At 72.8% G+C, this 19,899-nt stretch carries 17 protein-coding genes; 3 read left to right on the forward strand and 14 right to left on the reverse strand.

Going from position 1 to position 19,899, the window contains the following annotated elements:
- Window positions 1-82 precede the first annotated feature (82 nt).
- The 3 genes from OTB19_RS01970 to OTB19_RS01980 are packed head-to-tail and all read right to left on the reverse strand — an operon-like array spanning window position 83 to window position 2,936.
- The gene (locus OTB19_RS01970; RefSeq protein WP_267796168.1) at window positions 83-1,267 is read right to left on the reverse strand and encodes a dipeptidase; all 1,185 of its coding nucleotides are present in this window, start codon (window positions 1,265-1,267) and stop codon (window positions 83-85) included.
- Complete coding sequence (gene purE, locus OTB19_RS01975) at window positions 1,264-1,800, reverse strand: 5-(carboxyamino)imidazole ribonucleotide mutase (protein WP_267796169.1); 537 nt, start codon at window positions 1,798-1,800, stop codon at window positions 1,264-1,266. The genes OTB19_RS01970 and purE overlap by 4 nt, the downstream gene beginning before the upstream one ends.
- Window positions 1,797-2,936: a 5-(carboxyamino)imidazole ribonucleotide synthase gene (locus OTB19_RS01980; protein ID WP_267796170.1), complete on the reverse strand. Its 1,140-nt coding sequence runs from the start codon at window positions 2,934-2,936 to the stop codon at window positions 1,797-1,799. Before OTB19_RS01980 ends, purE begins: the two co-directional genes overlap by 4 nt.
- 272 nt (window positions 2,937-3,208) lie before the next feature.
- Here OTB19_RS01980 and OTB19_RS01985 point away from each other — a divergent pair, with 272 nt between their 5' ends.
- Window positions 3,209-3,793 carry a GtrA family protein gene (locus tag OTB19_RS01985; RefSeq protein ID WP_267796239.1) on the forward strand — a complete coding sequence of 195 codons (585 nt, stop codon included), beginning with the start codon at window positions 3,209-3,211 and terminating at the stop codon, window positions 3,791-3,793.
- Window positions 3,794-3,882: 89 nt separating this feature from the next.
- On the opposite strand, the gene OTB19_RS01990 is transcribed toward OTB19_RS01985, so the two are convergent.
- Both OTB19_RS01990 and OTB19_RS01995 read right to left on the reverse strand, forming a co-directional pair.
- Window positions 3,883-5,151 (reverse strand): ATP-binding protein, encoded by a 1,269-nt coding sequence (locus OTB19_RS01990; RefSeq protein WP_267796171.1) that lies wholly within the window; start codon window positions 5,149-5,151, stop codon window positions 3,883-3,885.
- Between the two features lie 13 nt (window positions 5,152-5,164).
- Window positions 5,165-5,842 (reverse strand): response regulator transcription factor, encoded by a 678-nt coding sequence (locus OTB19_RS01995; RefSeq protein WP_053681251.1) that lies wholly within the window; start codon window positions 5,840-5,842, stop codon window positions 5,165-5,167.
- A 471-nt stretch (window positions 5,843-6,313) separates the two neighbouring features.
- Between OTB19_RS01995 and OTB19_RS02000 the strand changes: the two genes are divergently transcribed.
- Entirely contained in the window at window positions 6,314-7,828 is a 1,515-nt protein-coding gene (locus OTB19_RS02000) for a peptide MFS transporter (RefSeq protein ID WP_267796172.1), read from the forward strand.
- 67 nt (window positions 7,829-7,895) lie between these two features.
- Here the strand turns inward: OTB19_RS02000 and OTB19_RS02005 are convergent, their stop codons facing one another.
- From OTB19_RS02005 to hutU, 8 genes are all read right to left on the reverse strand, one after another.
- Complete coding sequence (locus OTB19_RS02005) at window positions 7,896-9,218, reverse strand: hypothetical protein (protein WP_267796173.1); 1,323 nt, start codon at window positions 9,216-9,218, stop codon at window positions 7,896-7,898.
- A gap of 14 nt (window positions 9,219-9,232) precedes the next feature.
- Window positions 9,233-10,357, reverse strand: a complete 1,125-nt coding sequence (locus OTB19_RS02010; RefSeq protein WP_420716780.1) for a hypothetical protein — start codon at window positions 10,355-10,357, stop codon at window positions 9,233-9,235.
- Between the two features lie 65 nt (window positions 10,358-10,422).
- Entirely contained in the window at window positions 10,423-11,433 is a 1,011-nt protein-coding gene (locus tag OTB19_RS02015; RefSeq protein ID WP_267796174.1) for a hypothetical protein, read from the reverse strand.
- Between the two features lie 17 nt (window positions 11,434-11,450).
- Entirely contained in the window at window positions 11,451-12,140 is a 690-nt protein-coding gene (locus tag OTB19_RS02020; RefSeq protein ID WP_267796175.1) for an LPXTG cell wall anchor domain-containing protein, read from the reverse strand.
- A 249-nt stretch (window positions 12,141-12,389) separates the two neighbouring features.
- Window positions 12,390-13,568, reverse strand: coding sequence for an imidazolonepropionase (gene hutI, locus OTB19_RS02025; protein ID WP_267796176.1), 1,179 nt, complete (start codon window positions 13,566-13,568; stop codon window positions 12,390-12,392).
- Window positions 13,569-13,615: 47 nt separating this feature from the next.
- Window positions 13,616-14,959 carry a formimidoylglutamate deiminase gene (locus OTB19_RS02030; RefSeq protein ID WP_267796177.1) on the reverse strand — a complete coding sequence of 448 codons (1,344 nt, stop codon included), beginning with the start codon at window positions 14,957-14,959 and terminating at the stop codon, window positions 13,616-13,618.
- Window positions 14,956-16,146 (reverse strand): allantoate amidohydrolase, encoded by a 1,191-nt coding sequence (locus OTB19_RS02035; protein ID WP_267796241.1) that lies wholly within the window; start codon window positions 16,144-16,146, stop codon window positions 14,956-14,958. The genes OTB19_RS02030 and OTB19_RS02035 overlap by 4 nt, the downstream gene beginning before the upstream one ends.
- Window positions 16,147-16,181: 35 nt before the next feature.
- A complete protein-coding gene (gene hutU, locus OTB19_RS02040; RefSeq protein ID WP_267796178.1) occupies window positions 16,182-17,861 on the reverse strand; it encodes a urocanate hydratase in 1,680 nt (559 codons plus the stop codon).
- 104 nt (window positions 17,862-17,965) lie between these two features.
- Between hutU and OTB19_RS02045 the strand changes: the two genes are divergently transcribed.
- Window positions 17,966-19,306, forward strand: a complete 1,341-nt coding sequence (locus OTB19_RS02045) for a diaminopimelate decarboxylase (RefSeq protein WP_267796179.1) — start codon at window positions 17,966-17,968, stop codon at window positions 19,304-19,306.
- Between the two features lie 19 nt (window positions 19,307-19,325).
- Here the strand turns inward: OTB19_RS02045 and OTB19_RS02050 are convergent, their stop codons facing one another.
- Window positions 19,326-19,898: a TetR family transcriptional regulator gene (locus OTB19_RS02050; RefSeq protein ID WP_267796180.1), complete on the reverse strand. Its 573-nt coding sequence runs from the start codon at window positions 19,896-19,898 to the stop codon at window positions 19,326-19,328.
- Window position 19,899: the final 1 nt, after the last annotated feature.

Consider the following 19,899-nt stretch of genomic DNA (forward strand, 5'->3'; position numbering starts at 1 on the left):
GCGGGCAGGTCCGGGCCCGCCCACCCGGGGCGGGCCCGTCGTCCCTCCTGCGCTTCTACGGCCGGAGCACCGCTCTACGCTCCTACGGCCGGAGCACCGCGTTGGACGGACCCCGGGCGGCGGTGAGCTCGCGGGCCACCGCCTCGGCGTCGCGCAGCGCCCGTACGGCGTTGGACCAGGTCAGCTTCGCCAGGTCGGCGCGCGACCAGCCGCGTGCCAGCAGCTCGGCGACCAGGTTCGGGTACCCCGCGACGTCGTCCAGGCCCGCGGGGGTGAAGGCCGTGCCGTCGTAGTCGCCGCCGATGCCGATGTGGTCGACGCCCGCCACCTCGCGCATGTGGTCCAGGTGGTCGGCGACGGTGGCGGCGGTGGCCACCGGGCGGGGGCGCTCCGTCTCGAAGGCCCGGTGCAGGGCCATCGCCTCGGGGGTGGTGTCGAGGTGGTGGAACCCGTGGGCCCGCAGGTTCTCGTCCGCGGCCAGGGTCCAGGCGACGGCCTCGGGGAGGATGAACTTCGGTACGAAGGTGGCCATGGCCACGCCGCCGTTGGCGGGCAGCAGTTCCAGCACGTCGTCCGGGACGTTGCGCGGGTGGTCGCAGATCGCCCGCGCCGAGGAGTGCGAGAAGATCACCGGGGCGGCCGAGACCGCGAGTGCGTCGCGCATCGTGGTCGCGGCCACGTGCGAGAGGTCCACGAGCATGCCGACGCGGTTCATCTCGCGGACGACCTCGCGACCGAAGTCGCTCAGGCCGCCGTGTCGGGGTTCGTCGGTCGCCGAGTCCGCCCAGTCGATGGTGTCGTTGTGCGTGAGCGTCATGTACCGCACGCCCAGCCGGTGCAGGGCGCGCAGGGTGGCGAGCGAGTTGTTGATGGAGTGCCCGCCCTCGGCGCCCATCAAGGAGGCGATCCTCCCCTCGGCGCGGGCAGCCTCCATGTCGTCGGCCGTCAGGGCCCGCACCAGGTCGGCGGGGTAACGGGCGATCAGCTGGTCGACGAGGTCGATCTGCTCCAGGGTGGCGCTGACCGCCTCGTCGCCCGCGTAGTCGGAGCGCACGTACACGGACCAGAACTGTGCGCCGACGCCGCCGGCGCGCAGCCGGGGCAGGTCGGTGTGCAGGTGGCCCGACTGGTCGGCGGCGATGTCCCGCCGGTCCAGGTCGTAGCGGACCTGCTCGCGCAGCGCCCACGGCAGGTCGTTGTGGCCGTCGACGACCGGGTGCTCGGACAGCAGCTCCCGCGCCTCGCCCAGGCGCTGCGCGGCGCTCACTTGCCGAACCCGAAGGACTCCGCGCCCGCGACCTTGGCCCGCAGTCGCTTGCCCTTCTCGGTGGCCTGCTCGTTGAGCTCCTGCTGGAACTCCCGCATGCGGGTCAGCAGCTCCGGGTCGTGGGCGGCGAGCATCCGGACGGCCAGCAGGGCCGCGTTGCGCGCCCCGGCGACGGAGACGGTCGCGACGGGAACCCCGGCGGGCATCTGGACGATCGACAGCAGCGAGTCCATGCCGTCGAGGTACTTCAGCGGTACCGGTACGCCGATGACCGGCAGCGGGGTCACGGATGCGAGCATGCCGGGCAGGTGGGCGGCGCCGCCCGCGCCGGCGATGATCGCCTTCAGGCCGCGGCCGTCGGCCTGCTCGCCGTACGCGATCATCTCGCGCGGCATCCGGTGGGCGGAGACCACGTCGACCTCGTACGGGATCTCGAACTCGTCCAGCGCCTGGGCCGCGGCCTCCATGACCGACCAGTCGGAGTCCGAGCCCATGACGATGCCGATGACGGGGCCTGCGGAAGAGGTGCTCATGCGGTGATCGTCCCTCTGAGGTAGCCGGCAGCGTGACGTGCTCGCTCCAGCACATCGTCCAGGTCGTCGCCGTAGGTGTTGACGTGGCCGACCTTGCGGCCGTGCTTCACGTCCTTGCCGTACATGTGGATCTTCAGCTGGGGGTCGTGGGCCATGCAGTGCAGGTACGCCGCGTACATGTCCGGGTAGTCCCCGCCGAGCACGTTCGCCATGACCGTCCAGCGGGCCCGCGGGCGCGGGTCGCCGAGCGGGAGGTCCAGGACCGCCCGTACGTGGTTGGCGAACTGGGAGGTGATCGCGCCGTCCTGGGTCCAGTGGCCGCTGTTGTGCGGGCGCATGGCCAGTTCGTTGACCAGGATCCGGCCGTCGGTGGTCTCGAACAGCTCCACGGCCAGGTGGCCGGTCACGCCGAGTTCCTGGGCGATGCGCAGGGCCAGGGACTGGGCCTCGCCCGCCAGCTCCTCGGAGAGGTTCGGCGCGGGGGCGATCACCGTGTCGCAGACCCCGTCGACCTGGATGGACTCGACCACGGGGTAGGCCACCGCCTGGCCGTGCGGGGAGCGGACGATGTTCGCCGCGAGCTCGCGGACGAAGTCCACCTTCTCCTCGGCGAGCACCGGGACGCCCGCGTGGAAGGGCGCCGCCGCGTCCTCGGGGGTGCGCACGAACCACACGCCCTTGCCGTCGTACCCGCCGCGCACCGTCTTGAGGATGACGGGGAAGCCGCCGACCTCGTCCGCGAAGGCCACCACGTCCGCCGGATCGGCCACGATCCGGTGGCGGGGGCTGGGCGCGCCGATCGCGTCGAGCCTGGCGCGCATCACCCCCTTGTCCGCGGCGTGCACCAACGCGTCGGGCCCCGGGCGGACGGGGATGCCGTCCGCTTCCAGGGCCCGCAGGTGTTCGATGGGTACGTGCTCGTGGTCGAACGTGATCACGTCACAGCCGCGCGCGAAGGCGCGCAACGTCTCCAGGTCGCGATGGTCGCCGATGACGACGTCGCTCACGACCTGGGCCGCCGAGTCCTGTGGGGTGTCACTGAGGAGCTTGAATCTGATGCCGAGGGGGATGCCCGCCTCGTGGGTCATGCGGGCGAGCTGTCCGCCGCCGACCATGCCGACTACCGGGAACGTCACCTCTCCAGGATATCCGTCGGTATTGCGCCATCCGGACGCAGCCCTGGCGCGGACCCGCCGGCGGGCCGTGTGCCGGACCCCGCAAGGGCCGCAAGGGGGCGCGGGGCGGGCGAAGGCACGGGCGGGTCGCGGGGGCGACACTTAACATGGACGGGTTGACGAGAACGGGTGACGCCCCGCACCGGGGCGACGGACATGGCGACGGGTACGGCGACGGACAGCACGGACACGACGGATACCGCGGACACGACGGACAGGGACTGACCGATCACATGAGCACGCCGAAGAACGGATCCGCCCTCGAACGTCTGCGCGGCCTGGCTCGGGAGGCCGCCAGATTCGGGGCCGTCGGCGGAGTCGGTGTCCTGGTCAACCTGGGTGTCTTCAACCTGTTGCGTGCGACCACCGACCTCCAGGTCGTCCGGGCGAGCGTGATAGCCATCGTGGTGGCCATCGGCACGAACTACATCGGCTTCCGCTTCTTCACCTACCGGGACCGGTCGGGCGGCGACGGCAGCCGGCCCCCGGCCCGTGAGCTGCCCCTGTTCGCCCTCTTCAGCGCGATCGGCCTGGTCATCGAGAGCGGCGTGCTCTACGCCGGGACCTACGGCCTGGGCATGGACGGCCGGCTGGCCACGAACGTCTTCAAGTTCGCCGGCATCGGCGTCGCCACCGTCTTCCGCTTCTGGTCCTACCGCACCTGGGTCTTCAAGGCCCTGCCCGCGGGCCGGCCCCCGGCGGCCGGGGCCGTCGTCGAGCAGCGGGAACGCCACGCGGCCGAGCCGGACGCCCCGGCCGTTGCGGTGGCCCCGGTCACGCCGGTCGTTCCCCTGGCGCACGAGTCCGCCGCCCAGTAGACCGGTCGCCGGGCCCGGGCCACCGTGGTCGTGCGGCCTCGCTCAAGGCACCCCCGGCTCGAAGCCACCCGGCCCGAAGCTCCCTCGGCTCAGCGCACCGTCGGCTCGGGTTCTTCCGCGCACTCCGGCGCGGTGCGGCTGAGGAACAGGGCGAACACCGGCGGCTGGGTCTGCAGCAGCTCCAGGCGTCCGCCGTCGGCCTCCGCGAGGTCGCGCGCGACCGCCAGGCCGATCCCGGTGGAGTTCCGGCCACTGATGGCCCGCTCGAAGATCCGGTTGCCGAGGTCCGGCGGGACGCCGGGGCCCTCGTCCGTGACCTCCAGCACCGCCTGGTTTCCGGTCACCCGGGTACGCAGCGCGACCGTGCCGCCGCCGTGCATGAGCGCGTTCTCCACGAGGGTGGCCAGCACCTGCGAGACCGCGCCGGGGGTGCCCACGGCCCGCATGCCCGCCTTCCCCGAGCGCACGATGGCCCGCCCGGCGCTTCGGTAGGCCGGCCGCCACTCCTCGACCTGCTGTTTGACGACCTCGTCCAGATCGAAGGGGACCGCCGAGCCGGTCCGCGGGTCCCTGGAGTTCGTCAGCAGCCGCTCGACCACGTCCGTGAGCCGCTCCACCTGGGTGAGGGCGATGGTCGCCTCGTCCCGCACGGTCTCCAGGTCGTCGGTGACCGTGATCTCCTCCAGCCGCATCGACAGGGCCGTCAGCGGCGTCCGCAACTGGTGCGAGGCGTCCGCGGCGAGCCGCCGCTCCGCCGTCAGCATCCGCGCGATCCGCTCCGCGCTGGAGTCCAGCACGTCCGCGACCCGGTCCAGCTCGGGAACCCCGTACCGCTTGTGGCGGGGCCGCGGATCCCCCGACCCCAGCCGTTCCGCCGTCTCCGCGAGGTCGGTGAGCGGGGAGGCCAGCCGGTTGGCCTGGCGTACGGCGAGCAGTACGGCCGCCACGACCGCCAGCAGCGCCACCGCGCCGACCACGGCCAGGGTGCGGCCCACCTCCCGGGTGACCGTCGAGCGGGTGGCCTCGACGACCACCTCCTCGCCCTGCTCGCCGTGGGCGGTGCCCCGGATGACGCTCTCGTCGATGGGCTCGCCGACCTCGACGGGCGACTGCCCCGGGATGGTGATGCGGGCGTACTTGCCGACGTCCAGTTGCTCCGCGAGCGCCGCGGGATTGACCGGCTTGTTCTCCAGGACGTTCGACTCGACGATGCCCACCAGGCGCAGCGCCTCGGACCCGATGCGGTCCTGGGCGCTGCTGGTGATGGTCCGGGTCTCGACGATGACGAGGGAGACCCCGAACACGGCGATCACGACGAGCACCACGGCGAGCGTGGAGTTGATCAGGCGGCGGCGCATGACTCAGTAAGTACTAGCTCTTCTCGAAGCGGAAGCCGACGCCCCGCACGGTGGCGATGTAACGGGGGTTGGCCGCGTCGTCGCCCAGCTTCTTGCGCAGCCAGGAGATGTGCATGTCGAGGGTCTTGGTGGAGGACCACCAGGTGGTGTCCCACACCTCGCGCATCAACTGGTCGCGCGTGACGACCCGACCGGCGTCGCGGACGAGGACGCGCAGGAGGTCGAACTCCTTGGCGGTGAGCTGGAGCTCCTCCTCGCCCATCCAGGCGCGGTGCGACTCGACGTCGATCCGCACGCCGTGGGTGGCGGGCGGCTGGGAGGCCTCGGTGGCGCCGCGGCGCAGCAGGGCCCGTACCCGGGCCAGCAGTTCGGCGAGCCGGAACGGCTTGGTCACGTAGTCGTCGGCGCCGGCGTCCAGGCCGACGACCGTGTCGACCTCGTCGGCACGGGCGGTGAGCACGAGGATCGGGAACCCGTGTCCCTCGGCCCGCAGTCGTCGGGCCACTTCCAGGCCGTCCATCCCGGGCAACCCGAGGTCGAGGACGACGAGGTCGACGCCGCCCTGCAGTCCCGCGTCCAGGGCGGTGGGGCCGTCCTCCCGGACCTCGACCTCATAGCCCTCCCGGCGCAGGGCGCGGGCCAGGGGTTCCGAGATGGATGCGTCGTCCTCGGCGAGCAGTACACGCGTCATGTGGGTGATGGTAGTCCGCACGGGGTCAAAGGAGGGGCACGCCGATAGACCCCTCTCTATCTGGGTACACGAGGGACTTACGGCCTTCGAAAATGGCCAAACGGTTCCCGGCTCGCCTGTGATCCATCTCTCAAGTCCTTCCATATCCCGCAGTGTCGTGTCGTATGGTGGCGAGACGCCTGATGCACTACTCCGGGGATCTTTGTGCCGAAATGCGCACTGAGATCCTCAAATTCTGCTCTGGTCGGTTCAACCGACCCAGATGACAGTGAATGACCTGTGGGCCGGGCCCTGCGCGCGAGATGCGCGGAGGGCGTGGATCCCGGTTACGGCTGACCCTTCGTCCCCGGCATCCCGGAAGGCGAGACCCCGGGGCGTGGGGTGGGACATCCGTCGCCGGTGCCGGCCACCCCCCCACCGGGCGCCGTTCAGCTCACGAAGCCGCGCGTCCCGAGCAAGCAAGGATCGACCATGGCTTCCAGCCTGACGAAGGACTCGGCGGATCCGTCCGCGGAGAAGACCTTCTTCGGCCACCCCCGTGGCCTGGCCACTCTGTTCATGACCGAGATGTGGGAGCGGTTCTCCTACTACGGCATGCGTGCACTGCTGGTCTACTACCTGGTCTCGGGCGGTGCCGACGCGGCCACCGGCTCGCAGGGCGGCGGTCTGGCCATGACCGCGGCCACGACGACGGCCATCTACTCCGTGTACGTCTCCATGGTCTACCTCATGGCGATGCCCGGCGGATGGTTCGGCGACCGTGTCTGGGGCGCCCGCAAGACGGTCGCCATAGCCGGTTTCGTGATCATGGGTGGTCACCTCTCCCTGGCCCTCCCCGGCCAGGCGATGTTCTTCGTCGGTCTGATCCTCGTCGCCGCCGGTTCGGGCCTGCTGAAGGCCAACATCTCCACCATGGTCGGCCACCTGTACGAAGGCCCTGAGGACCCCCGCCGCGACGGTGGCTTCACCCTCTTCTACATCGGCATCAACCTCGGCGCCTTCATCGCCCCGTTCATCGTCGGAACGGTCGGCAAGGAGTACAACTGGCACCTGGGCTTCGCCCTCGCCGCCGCCGGCATGGGCCTGGGCCTCGCGCAGTTCCTGCTCGGCACCAAGCACCTGAGCCCCAAGAGCAGCCTGGTTCCGAACCCGCTGTCCGTCGAGGAGCGCAAGGCCGTCATCACGAAGGTCGTGCTCGCGGCCGTGGGCATCGCGGTCTTCTACGGCGCTGTTGTCGCGCTCGGCTTCTACACCCTGAACTGGGCACTGGTGCCGCTGACCCTGGCCGGTCTGATCATCCCGATCGCCGTGCTGACGCGCATCAAGCGCGACCGGGACCTGTCGAACACCGAGCAGTCGAAGATGACGGCCTACATCTGGTTCTTCGTCGCCGCCGCCGTCTTCTGGATGATCTACGACCAGGGCGGCTCCACGCTCTCCCTGTTCGCCGACTCCAAGACCGCCGGCAGCGTCTTCGGCTTCGGCTTCTCGGCCACCTGGTACCAGTCGCTGAACCCGCTGTTCGTCATGGCTCTCGCCCCGGTCTTCGCCTGGCTGTGGCTGTGGCTGGCCCGCAAGAACCAGGAGCCGAACACCATCGTGAAGTTCGCGATGGGCCTGGTGCTGGTCGGTGCCTCGTTCTTCGTCTTCATCGTCCCGATGAACATGGCGGTCGACGGCAAGGTCTCCCCGATGTGGCTGGTCTCGATCTACATGATCCAGACCATCGGTGAGCTGTGCCTCTCCCCCGTCGGCCTGTCGGTCACCACGAAGATGGCGCCGCAGAAGTACGCGTCCCAGATGATGGGCGTCTGGTTCCTCGCGGTCACCGCCGGTGACTGCACCACCAGTCTTCTGTCCATCGGCGGAGTGGACCTGAACGGCACCGGGGTGATCGCCCTGGAGGCGACCGCCGCCGTCCTCGCCGGCTTCGCGATCTTCTCGTACCGCAAGAAGGTCCAGTCCCTGATGGGTAGCGTCCACTAGCCCGACCCCCGCACGACGAACGGCCCGGCACACCGCGAGGTGTGCCGGGCCGTTCGCTTTCCCGCGTCTACCGGGTGCCGCGCAGGCGGCGCCACGGGGTGAAGGTGAAGACCGCCCCGCCGAGCAGGATCACCGTGCCGGCGACCAGGGCCAGGGCCTTGATGCCGCCGTCGTCCTGCGCGCCGGTCTCGGCGAGGCCGCCCGAACCCGAGGGCGTGCCCGCGCTCGTGCTGCCGGTGGAGGACGGGGAGCCGGAGCCGCCGGCCTGGGCGGTGGTGTCCAGTTCGAGCGAGACGGCGCTGCTGGTCGCCTTGCAGGGCACGTTGATGGGCGTGGAGCCCGGTGCCATGGTGACGTCGATGGTCAGTTGGTCGGGGGTCAGCGTCACCTTTCCGGTCTTGCCGGGCTTGTAGGTGCCGGTCATGTCGCTGAGGCTGACCGGGGCCTTGTCGGGGATCGGCTCGACGTTGGCCGGGCCGGAGACCTTGACCGTGCCGCTGTCGGCGCCGCCGAGCTTGACGTTCATCGAGGGCTTGAGGGCGCCGGCGGGCAGGGCCATGGGCGCGGCCATCGCGCCCTTGGCGGTCTTGACCGTGAGGTCGTAGGCGCCGCCGTTCTTCTTGGCGTTGACGGTGACCGGGGTCTTGATGCCGCCGGGGACGACCGGGCCGCAGTCGAAGGCGACCTCGACGGCCTTGCCCGGGAAGTCGGTCTGACCGCCGCTGCCGCCCGTGGTGGAGCCGGTGGTGGAGCCGGTGGTGGCACCGCCGGTCGTGGCACCGCCCGTGGTGGCCCCACCGGTGGTGGCACCGCCCGTCGTCGCGCCGCCGGTGGTCGCCCCACCGGTGGTCGCGCCGCCCGTCGAGCCGGCGGAGACGTCGATGGTGGTCCCGCCCGTCACGGTGCCCACGGGGGCGCACTTGGTGACGAAGGTCCCGAAGGGGAAGGAGACGGCGACCTCGTACCGGCCGGGCGTCAGGGTGATCTTCCCCGCCTGGGTGAGCTTGAGCTTGCCCTTCATGGTCGACATGACCATCGGGGCCTTCTTCGGGATCTCCGGGTTCTTCTTCTCCCCGACGACCTTCAGCTCGGCCCCGCCGCCGCTCACCGTGAACCAGCCGGTGGGCACCACGGAGTCCTTGGGGATCACCATCAGGTCCGTGTTGTTGGAGGCGGGCTTGACCGTCTCCCACGACACGTCGACCTCGTCGCCGACCTTGGCCGTCGGGGGCGCGGTGATCTTGGCGGTGGTCTCGCCCTCCACCGGGGAGCCGCCGCCCGTGGGCGGTACGCACTTCACCTTGAACGTGGCGTCGGCCGCCTGGGCGGGGGCGGCCGCCAGCAGGATGCCCGCGCCGCCGAACAGCAGCGCGACAGCGGCCGCGCTCACCCTCCGTTGGGTCTTCACGAATGTCCCTTCGTTGTCGGACGGTTCTCAGACGGTGCGGACGCCTGTGGGGCAGGTGGGCCTGGTGGTGCTTGGGATCCCGGCGCGCTGTCCGGGGTGAACCACGGCAGGACCGCCGTGGTGGTCTGGGGGGAGGCCGCCGGGGTGTCGGCGGGCGGGGCGGGCGTGGATCCCCGTACGGCCGGGATCCGCGGCAGTCGGGCCGTCACCGCCGACGCCGCCGCCTCCAGCGCCTTGGCGCCCCGGTGGTGGCCGCCGGGCGGGGCCCCGCCCGGTCGGGCCCGGTCGACGACGGCCATGCCGACGCGGAAGACGGCGGCGGGGACGACCAGCAGGAGCAGGCCCCAGAAGAGCAGGACCCCGTACGGGCGGTCCACGCCCCACGGCTGCGTGGCCAGGACCTTGTCCCCGTACTTGAGGGAGACGGTGTAGTCGCCGTGGGCCCCGGCCGACAGGGCGGTGTCCAGGCGGATCTCCGCCTTGCCGCCGGGCGGGACGGTGCCCTTCCAGCGGGCCTCCTCCCACAGGGGGGCGAACACCCCGTGGGCGGTGCCGAGTTGGAAGACGGGGTCGGTGACGGGAGCGGAGCCGAGGTTTCCGACGGTGACGGTGAACTTCCGGGTGGGCGGGGCGCCGAACCAGGTCAGGACCCCGTCGTCGCCCTCCAGGCGGACCCCCGTCAGCACCGCGAGGCGGGCCGTCCCGGAGTCGGTGGGCAGTTCCGCCACCGGGTGGTCGGTGATCTTCAGTGGTGCGGCGACGGTGGACTGGTCCCCGTTGACGGAGGTCACGTTCACGACGCACGGGCAGGGCTTGGGCGGTTCCACGACCGGGAGTTGGGCGGTGAACCGCCCGTCGTCGGCGACCGCGACGGCGACGCCGTCGGCGTTCGCGCAACTGTTGGTGCCGCCGATCATGTTCTGTCCGCAGACCAGCAGCATCACCATGGTCTTGGGCCGCCAGCCGGCGCCGGCGACCGTGATCCCGGTGCCTTTGGCGACCTCCTGGAGGGAGAGCGACACGGTCGGCTTGGTCTCCGCGGCGGCGGCCGGGGGCGCCGGGAACAGGGTCAGGACGGCCAGGGCCAGGGCCGCCAGGGCCGAGGCCACGAGGGCCGACACCGCCGACCACCCCGCGGCGGCGAGGGTCCCGCCCGCCCCGCCGACCTTGGCGCTCACCTGGGTGCTCACCTGGGTGCTCCCGTCAACTCGGGTTCCTTCGACGTCGGTTGCGCCTGCCCCGGTACCGGCCCGGAGGGCTCCGGCTGCTCCTCGCGGGTCGCCCGTCGGGTGCGTACGAGGAGCAGCGCGGCCGTGGTGGCCGCGCCGAGGAGGAGCAGCCCGAGGCCCGTCCAGCCGGCGACGCCCCAGGGCACGAACCAGTCGGAGGCGGCGGCCGTGGCCCGGGCGCCGCCCGGGGCGGTGACGGTGAGGGTGAGGCGCACCTGGTCGAACACCGGGGCGCCGGGCCAGGGTTCGGTGAGTTCGACGCTCTGGCCGGGCAGCAGTTCCACCGGCAGGGCGTGGGCGGCGCGCCCCGGGACCTCGCCGAAGCGGCCGCGCACGTGCAGGGCGAGTTCGGGGACGAGGGCCACGTTGCCGCGGTTGACGAGGGTGTAGGCGACACGCGTCGCCGCGCCCTTGCCGCGTACGGAGACGTCCTCGACGGTGAGGGCGGCCAGGGTCGGCCCGCCGACGCGCAGGTGGATCCGTACGCCGACCTCGTGGCCGGCCTCGGTGGCGACGACGGCGGCGGGGTGGTCTCCGGGCGGGGTCGCGGGGGGCACGGAGACGGTGAAGGGGACCACGGCGCGGGTGCGGGGCGGGATCCTCACGGTCGTGCTCGCGCCGAAGGACAGCCAGGAGCCGGCGCCGGTGGACCGGCGGTCGGGGCGTACCGCGAGGGCTCCGTCGGCGGTGTTGTAGGCGTCGGCGCCGCGCAGGGTGAGGGTGCGTTCCCGGTCGGTGGTGTTGGTCAGGGCGAGGCGGTCCTCCAGCACGCTGCCGGAGGCGCCGGCGAGGTAGAAGTACGGGCGTACGGCGCCGGCGGTCCGCCCGGCGGCCGGTTCGGCGGTCCAGCCCGGTTCGTCGGCGACGGCGGCGGGCGCGCCGAGGAGCAGCGCGGCGCCGGCGAGCAGCGCGGGGCCGAGGCGCCGGACGGTGGGGCCGAGGCGCCGGAGGGTGGGGGGTGCGGGCATGGGCGGGGCCGCTCCGTTCAGGACCGGGCCTGCCGGCCGCGCCGGGTCAGCCAGAGCACGCCGGCGGCGCCGGAGAGCAGCACGGTGGCGCCGAGGGTGCCGAGCGCGAGGGCGGAGTCGGCGGGGCCGGTCTGCGGGAGGCTGTCGCCGCCCGCCGCCGTGGACGCGGGGGGTGGTGGTGCCGCGCCGCCGCCGGGGGCGGTGACGTCCAGTTCGAGGGAGGGCTTGGGGCTGTTGCCGGGGGTGCAGGTGGTGGTGGTGCCCATGGCCTTGATGGTGAGGACGCCGGCGGTGAAGGTGACCTTGCCGCTCTTCTTGGGGGTGTAGGTGCCCGAGAGGTCGGTGATCTTGATGGGGGTGTCGGCGGGCACGGCCTCGGGGTTGGGCGGGCCGGAGACGGGGACGGAGCCCTTGTCGGCGCCGCCGACGAGGATGACGGCGCCGGGACTCATCGCGCCCTTGCCGAGTTCGATGGGGCTGGAGGAGACGCCCTTCTGGAAGGACATCGTCAGCTTGTACCCGTCGCCCGCCTTGACCGCCTTGATGTCGATGGGCGAGACGGCCGACTTGTCCCCGATGGGTGTGGCGCAGTTGTAGGCGACGTCGACCACGTCGGCGTGGGCCGAGGGGGCGAGCGTCAGGACGGCCGCCGATCCGGCCAGCGCGGAGGCCAGCGCGAGCGCGGTGGTGCGTTTGCGGTGGGTCACCTTCGTCTTCCCCTCGAACCGTGAACCGTGGATGTCCGACAAGTTACTGACGGCACATCAGATTGGTGGCTCAAGGTACGCCGGGGGCCTTGCGGAGGGAAGACACGGGACGGGCCGGGATCGGCGGCCCGTCGACGGGGGTTCGACGGCGCGTCGGACGCACCTGTTTCGGCCGGCTCGGCCCGGTCAGGGCCGAGCCGGCGGGTGCTCGTGCACGCCGGCGGGTGCCCGTGCGCGCCCGTGCTCGGGTCAGACGGCGCGGACCCCTCGCTGCCAGACCGCGGAGACCAGCGGGACGCCGGGGCGGTAGGCGAGGTGGACGTGGCTGGGGGCGTCCAGCAGGACCAGGTCGGCGCGGGCTCCGGGGGCGAGCGTGCCGATGTCGGTGCGGCGCAGGGCGCGGGCACCGCCGGCGGTGGCGGACCAGAGCGCCTCGTCGGGGGTCATCCCCATGTCCCGGACGGCGAGCGCGATACAGAACGGCATCGAACTCGTGTAGGAGGAGCCGGGGTTGCAGTCCGTGGACAGGGCCACGGTCGCGCCCGCGTCCAGGAGCCGGCGGGCGTCGGGCCACTGGGCGCGGGTGGAGAACTCGGCGCCGGGCAGCAGGGTGGCGACGGTGGTGCCGGCGGCCTGGGCGAGGGCGTCGACGTCGGCGTCCGTGAGGTGGGTGCAGTGGTCGGCGGAGGCGGCCTCCAGCTCGACGGCGAGTTGGACGCCGGGGCCGTGGGAGAGCTGGTTGGCGTGGATGCGCGGGATCAGCCCGGCGGCCGCGCCCGCGGTGAGGATCGCCCGGGCCTGGTCGCCGTCGAATGCGCCCTTCTCGCAGAACACGTCCACCCAGCGGGCGTACGGGGCGCAGGCCGTCAGCATCTCGCCGGTGACCAGGTCCACGTAGCCGGCGGGGTCGTCGGCGTAGTCGGGGGACACGATGTGCGCGCCGAGGTAGGTGACCTCCTCGGTGTGCGCGGCGGCGATGCGCAGGGCGCGGGCCTCGTCTGCGACGGTGAGGCCGTAGCCGGACTTGGTCTCGAAGGTGGTGGTGCCCTGGCGGCGGGCCTCGTCGAGGTGGCGCAGCAGGTTGGCTTCGAGTGCGGCGTCCGTGGCGGCGCGGGTCGCGGCGACGGTGGTGCGGATGCCGCCCGCGGAGTAGGCGCGCCCGGACATCCGGGCGTTGAACTCGGCGGTGCGGTCGCCCGCGAACACCAGGTGCGAGTGGGAGTCGACGAAGCCGGGGATGACGGCCCGGCCCGCGGCGTCGACGTCGCGGTCGGCGGCGGGCGCCCGGTCGGCGGGGCCGACCCAGGCGACGCGCTCGTCCTCGATGACGACGGCCGCGTTCTCGATCAGGCCGAGGGGACTGCCGTCGCCGAGGGCGGGGTCGTTGGTGACGAGGCTGCCGATGTTGGTGATGACGGTGGTGGTCATGATTCCTCTCGGGGTTGCCCGGGCTCCGCCCCGGATCTTTCGGCCGGTCAGCCTCGGACGGCTGCGATCGACTCGGAAAGGGCGGCCGCCACGTCCCCGACCAGGGTGTGTGCCCCGTCGCGGACCACGTGCCGGCCGCTCACCACGGTGTGGCGGACGTCGGCGGCGGACGCGGCGAACACGGCGGTCTCGGCGGCCAGGCGGGGCAGCGGGCCGGCGGTGCGTACGGAGTCCAGGGCGATCGTGGTGAAGTCCGCGAGGGCGCCGATCTCCAGCCGGCCCGCGTCGGGCAGGCCCAGGGCGGCGTGCCCGTCCTCGGTGGCGGCGGAGAGCAGGGCGTGCGCCGTCCAGTGGCCGCGGGTGCGGCTGCGCAGCCGCTCGTTCAGCTCCATCGCGCGGGCCTCTTCGAGCAGGTCGATGACGGCGTGGCTGTCGCTGCCGAGGGAGAGCGGGCTGCCGGCGTGCTGGAGGCGGGTCGCGGGGCCGATGCCGTCGGCGAGGTCGCGTTCGGTGGTGGGGCACATGCAGGTGCCGGTGGAGGTTCCGCCGAGCAGGGCGATGTCGGTGTCGGTGAGGTGCGTGTTGTGGACGCCGGTGGTGCGGGGGCCGAGCACGCCGTGGTCGGAGAGGAGTTGGGTGGGGGTGCGGCCGTGGGCGGCCTGGCAGGCGTCGTTCTCGGCGGTCTGTTCCGAGAGGTGGACGTGCAGGGGTGCCCGCCGCTCCTCGGCCCAGTGGGCGACGGTGGCCAGTTGGTCGGCGGGCACCGCGCGCACCGAGTGGATCGCGGCGCCGATTCGGGCGTGCGCGCGGGGCTTGAGGGCGGTGACCCGTTCGGCCCAGGCATCGGCGGTGCCGTCGGAGAACCGCCGCTGGTGCGGTTCGGGTGCCTTGCCGAAGCCCGAGGAGAGGTAGGCGGTGTCGAGGAGGGTGATGCGGATGCCGGCCGCGGCGGCGGCCTCGATGAGTGCCTCGCCCATCGCGTTCGGGTCGGCGTAGGGGGCGCCGCCGGGCGCGTGGTGGACGTAGTGGAACTCGCCGACGTGGGTGATGCCGGCCAGGGCCATCTCCGCGTACACCGCGCGGGCCAGCGCGAAGTAGCTGTCGGGGGTGAGGTTCTGGGCGACCTTGTACATGAAGTCGCGCCAGGTCCAGAAGGTGCCGCTGCCGACCTGGACCGTGCCCCGCAGGGCGCGGTGGAAGGCGTGGGAGTGCGCGTTGGCCAGGCCCGGGACGGTGAGACCGCGCAGCACCTCCGCCCCGGGGGGCGGGGTCGCGGTGTCCGTGCGCAGGGCGGCGATCCGCCCGTCGGCGTCCACGTCCAGGGCGACGCCCGGCTCGACGTGGGTGCCGAGCCAGGCGTGTTCCAGCCAGTACGTCTTGTCCGCGGTCACCTGCACGCGAGTCCTTCCAGTACGTCGGCGAGGGCCAGGACTCCGGCCACGCAGTCGTCCTCGGCGGCGAACTCCTTCGGGGAGTGGGAGACGCCGGTCGGGTTCCGTACGAACAGCATCGCGGTCGGGACGGCGGCGGAGAGGATTCCCGCGTCGTGTCCCGCCCCGGTGCCGAGGACGGGCAGGGATCCGCCGAGGATCCGGTCGAGTTCGTCGCGCAGGGCGTGTTCGAACTCGACGACGGGGGTGAAGGACTCCCGGACGATGTCGAGGTCGATGCCGTCCTGGTCGGCGCGTTCGCGGGCGGCCTTCTCGATGGCCGTGACGACCGTGTCGAGGGTGGCCTGGTCGCCGGCGCGCGAGTCGAGCCACCCGCGGACCAGCGAGGGGATGGCGTTGACCCCGTTGGGCTCGACGGCGATCTTCCCGAAGGTGGCGACGGCGCCGGCGAGGGCCGCCTCGGTGCGGGCGGCCAGCACGGTCGCCGCGTACGTGAGCATGGGGTCGCGCCGGTCGACGAGGCGGGTGGTGCCCGCGTGGTTGGCCTCGCCGTGGAAGTCGAAGCGCCAGCGGCCGTGCGGCCAGATCGCGGAGGCGATGCCGACCCGGTCCCCGGACAGGTCCAGGGCCCGGCCCTGTTCGACGTGGAGTTCGACGAAGGCGCCGATGCGGGCGAGGCGCTCGGGGTCGACGCCGATCGTCTCGGGGTCGTACCCGGCGGCCTCCATGGCGCGGGGCAGGGTGATCCCGTCCGCGTCGCGGAGCTCGTACGCCTTCTCCTTGGTCAGTTGCCCGGCCGCGAGGCGGGAGCCGACGCAGGCGAGGCCGAAGCGGGCCCCTTCCTCGTCACCGAAGTTGGTGATGGCCAGGGGCCTGGAGAGCTCCGCTCCCCTGCGGCGGAGTTCGTCCAGGGCCGCGAAGGAGGACACCACGCCGAGGGGGCCGTCGAAGGCCCCGCCGTCGGGGACGGAGTCCAGGTGCGAGCCGGTGACGACGGCGTCGCCCGCGAGGGGGTCGCCGAGCCAGGCCCACTGGTTGCCGTTGCGGTCCGTCTCGTAGGTGAGGCCGCGGGCCTGTGCCTGGGCCTGGAACCAGGTGCGGCAGTCGGCGTCGGCGCCGGTCCAGGCGTGCCGGCGGTAGCCGCCGGAGTCGGTGTGCCGGCCGATGGGGGCGAGCTCGTCCCACATGGAGTGGAACGAGGTCGCCCCGGCGGGGTGGTCGCTCACGCGTCGTCGCCCTCGCGCATGGGGACGCGGACGCCGCGGTCGTCGGCCACCGACTCGGCGATGTCGTAGCCCGCGTCGACGTGGCGGATGACGCCCATGCCCGGGTCGTTGGTCAGGACGCGGCGGATCTTCTCGCCGGCGAGCTTCGTGCCGTCCGCGACGGTGACCTGGCCGGCGTGGATGGAGCGGCCCATGCCGACGCCGCCGCCGTGGTGGATGGAGACCCAGGACGCGCCGGAGGCGACGTTGACCATGGCGTTGAGCAGCGGCCAGTCCGCGATGGCGTCGGAGCCGTCGAGCATGGCCTCGGTCTCGCGGTACGGGGAGGCCACCGAGCCGCAGTCGAGGTGGTCGCGGCCGATGACCAGCGGGGCGGCCAGGGTGCCGTCGGCGACCATCTCGTTGAAGCGCTCGCCGGCCTTGTCGCGCTCGCCGTAGCCGAGCCAGCAGATGCGGGCGGGCAGGCCCTGGAAGTGGACGCGCTCGCCGGCCATCTTGATCCAGCGGTGCAGGGACGCGTTTTGAGGAGAATCGGCCTCCGGGAAGAGCTCCAGCATCGCCTTGTCGGTCTTGTGGATGTCCGAGGCCTCGCCGGACAGGGCGGCCCACCGGAAGGGGCCCTTGCCCTCGCAGAACAGCGGCCGGATGTAGGCGGGGACGAAGCCGGGGAAGGCGAAGGCGCGGTCGTAGCCGGCCAGCTGGGCCTCGCCGCGGATGGAGTTGCCGTAGTCGAAGACCTCGGCGCCGGCGTCCATGAAGCCGACCATGGCCTCGACGTGCGTGGCCATGGACTCGCGGGCGCGGGTGGTGAAGCCCGCCGGGTCCTTGGCCGCGTAGTCCGCCATGTCGTCGAAGTCGACGCCGACGGGGAGGTAGGCGAGCGGGTCGTGGGCGGAGGTCTGGTCCGTCACGATGTCGATCGGGGCGCCTTCGGCGAGCATCTGCGGCAGCAGGTCGGCCGCGTTGCCGAGCAGGCCGATGGAGAGCGGCTTGCGGGCGTCGCGGGCCTCGACGGCCAGCTGGAGCGCGTGGCGCAGGTTGTCGGCCTTGACGTCGAGGTAGCGGTGCTCGATGCGGCGGTCGATGGCGCGCGGGTCGACGTCGATGCAGATCGCGACGCCGTCGTTCATGGTGACGGCCAGCGGCTGGGCGCCGCCCATGCCGCCGAGGCCGGCGGTGAGGGTGATGGTGCCCGCGAGGGTGCCGTTGAACTTCTTCGCGGCGACGGCGGCGAAGGTCTCGTAGGTGCCCTGGAGGATGCCCTGGGTGCCGATGTAGATCCAGGAGCCGGCGGTCATCTGCCCGTACATGGTGAGGCCGAGGTGCTCCAGGCGGCGGAACTCCTCCCAGTTGGCCCAGTCGCCGACCAGGTTGGAGTTGGCGAGCAGGACGCGCGGCGCCCACTCGTGGGTCTGCATCACGCCGACGGGGCGGCCGGACTGGACGAGCATCGTCTCGTCCTGCTTCAGGGTCCGCAGGGTGCGGACCATGGCGTCGTACGAGCGCCAGTCGCGCGCGGCCTTGCCGGTGCCGCCGTAGACGACGAGCTTGTCGGGGTGCTCGGCGACCTCGGGGTCGAGGTTGTTCTGGAGCATCCGCAGCGCGGCCTCCTGCTGCCATCCCAGGGTGCTGAGTTCGGTGCCTCGCGCGGCCCGTACGGGGCGGGGTCCTGACATGGCGGTGCCTCCTCCGGTGTGGGTCAATCCATTCACATCCTTGCGTCCTGAATAGATTCAGTCAACAGCTGCGGCCGGCCCCGTCGGATGATGGGATGGCGGACATGGCCGCCGACACGCACGCGCAGAGCGCCGCCACCCGCCGGGACCGGGCCGTACGGGCCGCCGCACGGCAGGGCCTCCTCGACGCGGAACCGCTGGTCTGCCTGCTGGACACCGCCGGGATCCGCGCGTCGGCCGGCGCCCTGACCCGCGCGTTCGCCGACGCCCTGCCGGCCGGCGCCCCCGTCCTGCACGCCTTCGCGGTGAAGGCCTGCCCCCTGGTGCCCGTGCTCCGGCTGCTGTCCTCGGTCGGGGTCGGCTGCGAGGTGGCGAGCCCCGGCGAGCTGGCCCTGGCCCGGGCGGCCGGGGTCGCGGCGGAACACACCGTGCTGGACTCCCCCGCCAAGACCCCGGCGGAACTCCGCGAGGCTCTCGCCCTGGGCATCGCCGTCAACGCCGACAACGGGCAGGAGCTGCGCCGCATCGACGCCTTGGTCGCGGCCGCCCCCACCCGCTCCCCGATCGGCGTACGGATCAACCCGCAGACCGGCGCGGGCGCCATCGACGCCCTGTCCACGGCCACGGCCACCTCGAAGTTCGGCGTCCCGCTGCGCGACCCGGGGGCGCGCGAGTGGCTGCTGAGGGCGTACGCGGACCGGCCGTGGCTGACCCGGCTGCACACCCACTCGGGCTCCCAGGGCGTGCCCCTGCCGTTGATCGCGGAGGGGGTGCGGGAGCTGTACGCCCTGGCCGAGGAGATCAACGCGGCGGCCGGGCGCCGTCAGGTCGACACCCTCGACATCGGGGGCGGCCTGCCGGTGAACTTCTCCTCGGACGCCGAGACACCGACGTACGCGCAGTACGTGGCGGCCCTGCGGTCCGCCGCGCCCGGCCTGTTCTCGGGCGCCTACGGCCTGGTCACGGAGTTCGGCCGCTCACTGACGGCCAAGCACGGGCTCGTCCTGGCACGGGTGGAGTACACGAAGGCGACCGGCGGCCGCCCCATCGCCGTCACGCACGCCGGGGTCCAGGTCGCCACCCGCACGGTGTACGCCCCGGCGGCGTGGCCGCTGCGGATCCTCCCGTACGACGCGAAGGGCTTCCCCAAGACCGGCACCCCCGTCCCCCAGGACGTCGCGGGCCCGGCCTGTTTCGCGGGGGACCTGCTGGCCACGGCGCGGGAGCTGCCGGAACTGGCCCCGGGGGACCTGATCGCCGTCCCGGACACCGGCGCGTACTTCTTCACCGCCCACCACGGCTACAACAGCCTCCCCCGACCGGCGATCCACGGCTTCACGGTGGACGCCGCCGGAGCGGTCCGCTTCGCCCCGGTCCGCCCGGCGCAGCCGCTGTCCGCGATCGTCGCCGAGGCGGGCGGCGCGCACCCGGACGCCCTCCTCTGAAACCGCGGGGGTCCGGGGGTCAGCCTGCCTCGGCGAGCGTCGCGCGCACCGCCGGGGTCAGTCCGGCGACCACCGCGTCCGCGCTCAGCGACACCACCCCCGGCAGCCGCAGCAGGTAGCGGGCCAGGCCCAGCCCGAGCAGTTGGGCGGCGACCAGGCCGGCCACCCGCGCCGCCCGCTCCGGGCCCAGTACGGCGGCCAGCGCGGGCGCGACCTGCCCGGCGAACGTGTCCCGCATCCGCTGCGCGGCCCGTTCGTTCGTGACGGCCGAGCGCAGCAGCACCAGGAGCGCGTCGTCGGACGGGTCGCCTTCCCACCGCTCGACGAAGTGGCGCACCAGCGCCTGCGGCAGGTCCGACTCCGGCACCGCGCCCAGGTCCGGCAAGCGCAGGTCCACGGCCAGCGCCGCGTCGAACAGCTTCTCCTTGTTGCCGAAGTACCGCATGACCATCGACGGGTCGATGTCCGCGTCGGCGGCGACGGCCCGGATCGTCGTGCGCTCGTATCCCTGTGCGGCGAACCGTTCGCGCGCCGCCCGCAGGATCGCCGCCCTGGTCTGCGCGCCCCTGCTCCCCACCTCGTGTGCTGCCATG

Origin of the sequence: Streptomyces sp. H27-H5 (assembly GCF_026627505.1) — a bacterium.
Taxonomy (GTDB): domain Bacteria; phylum Actinomycetota; class Actinomycetes; order Streptomycetales; family Streptomycetaceae; genus Streptomyces.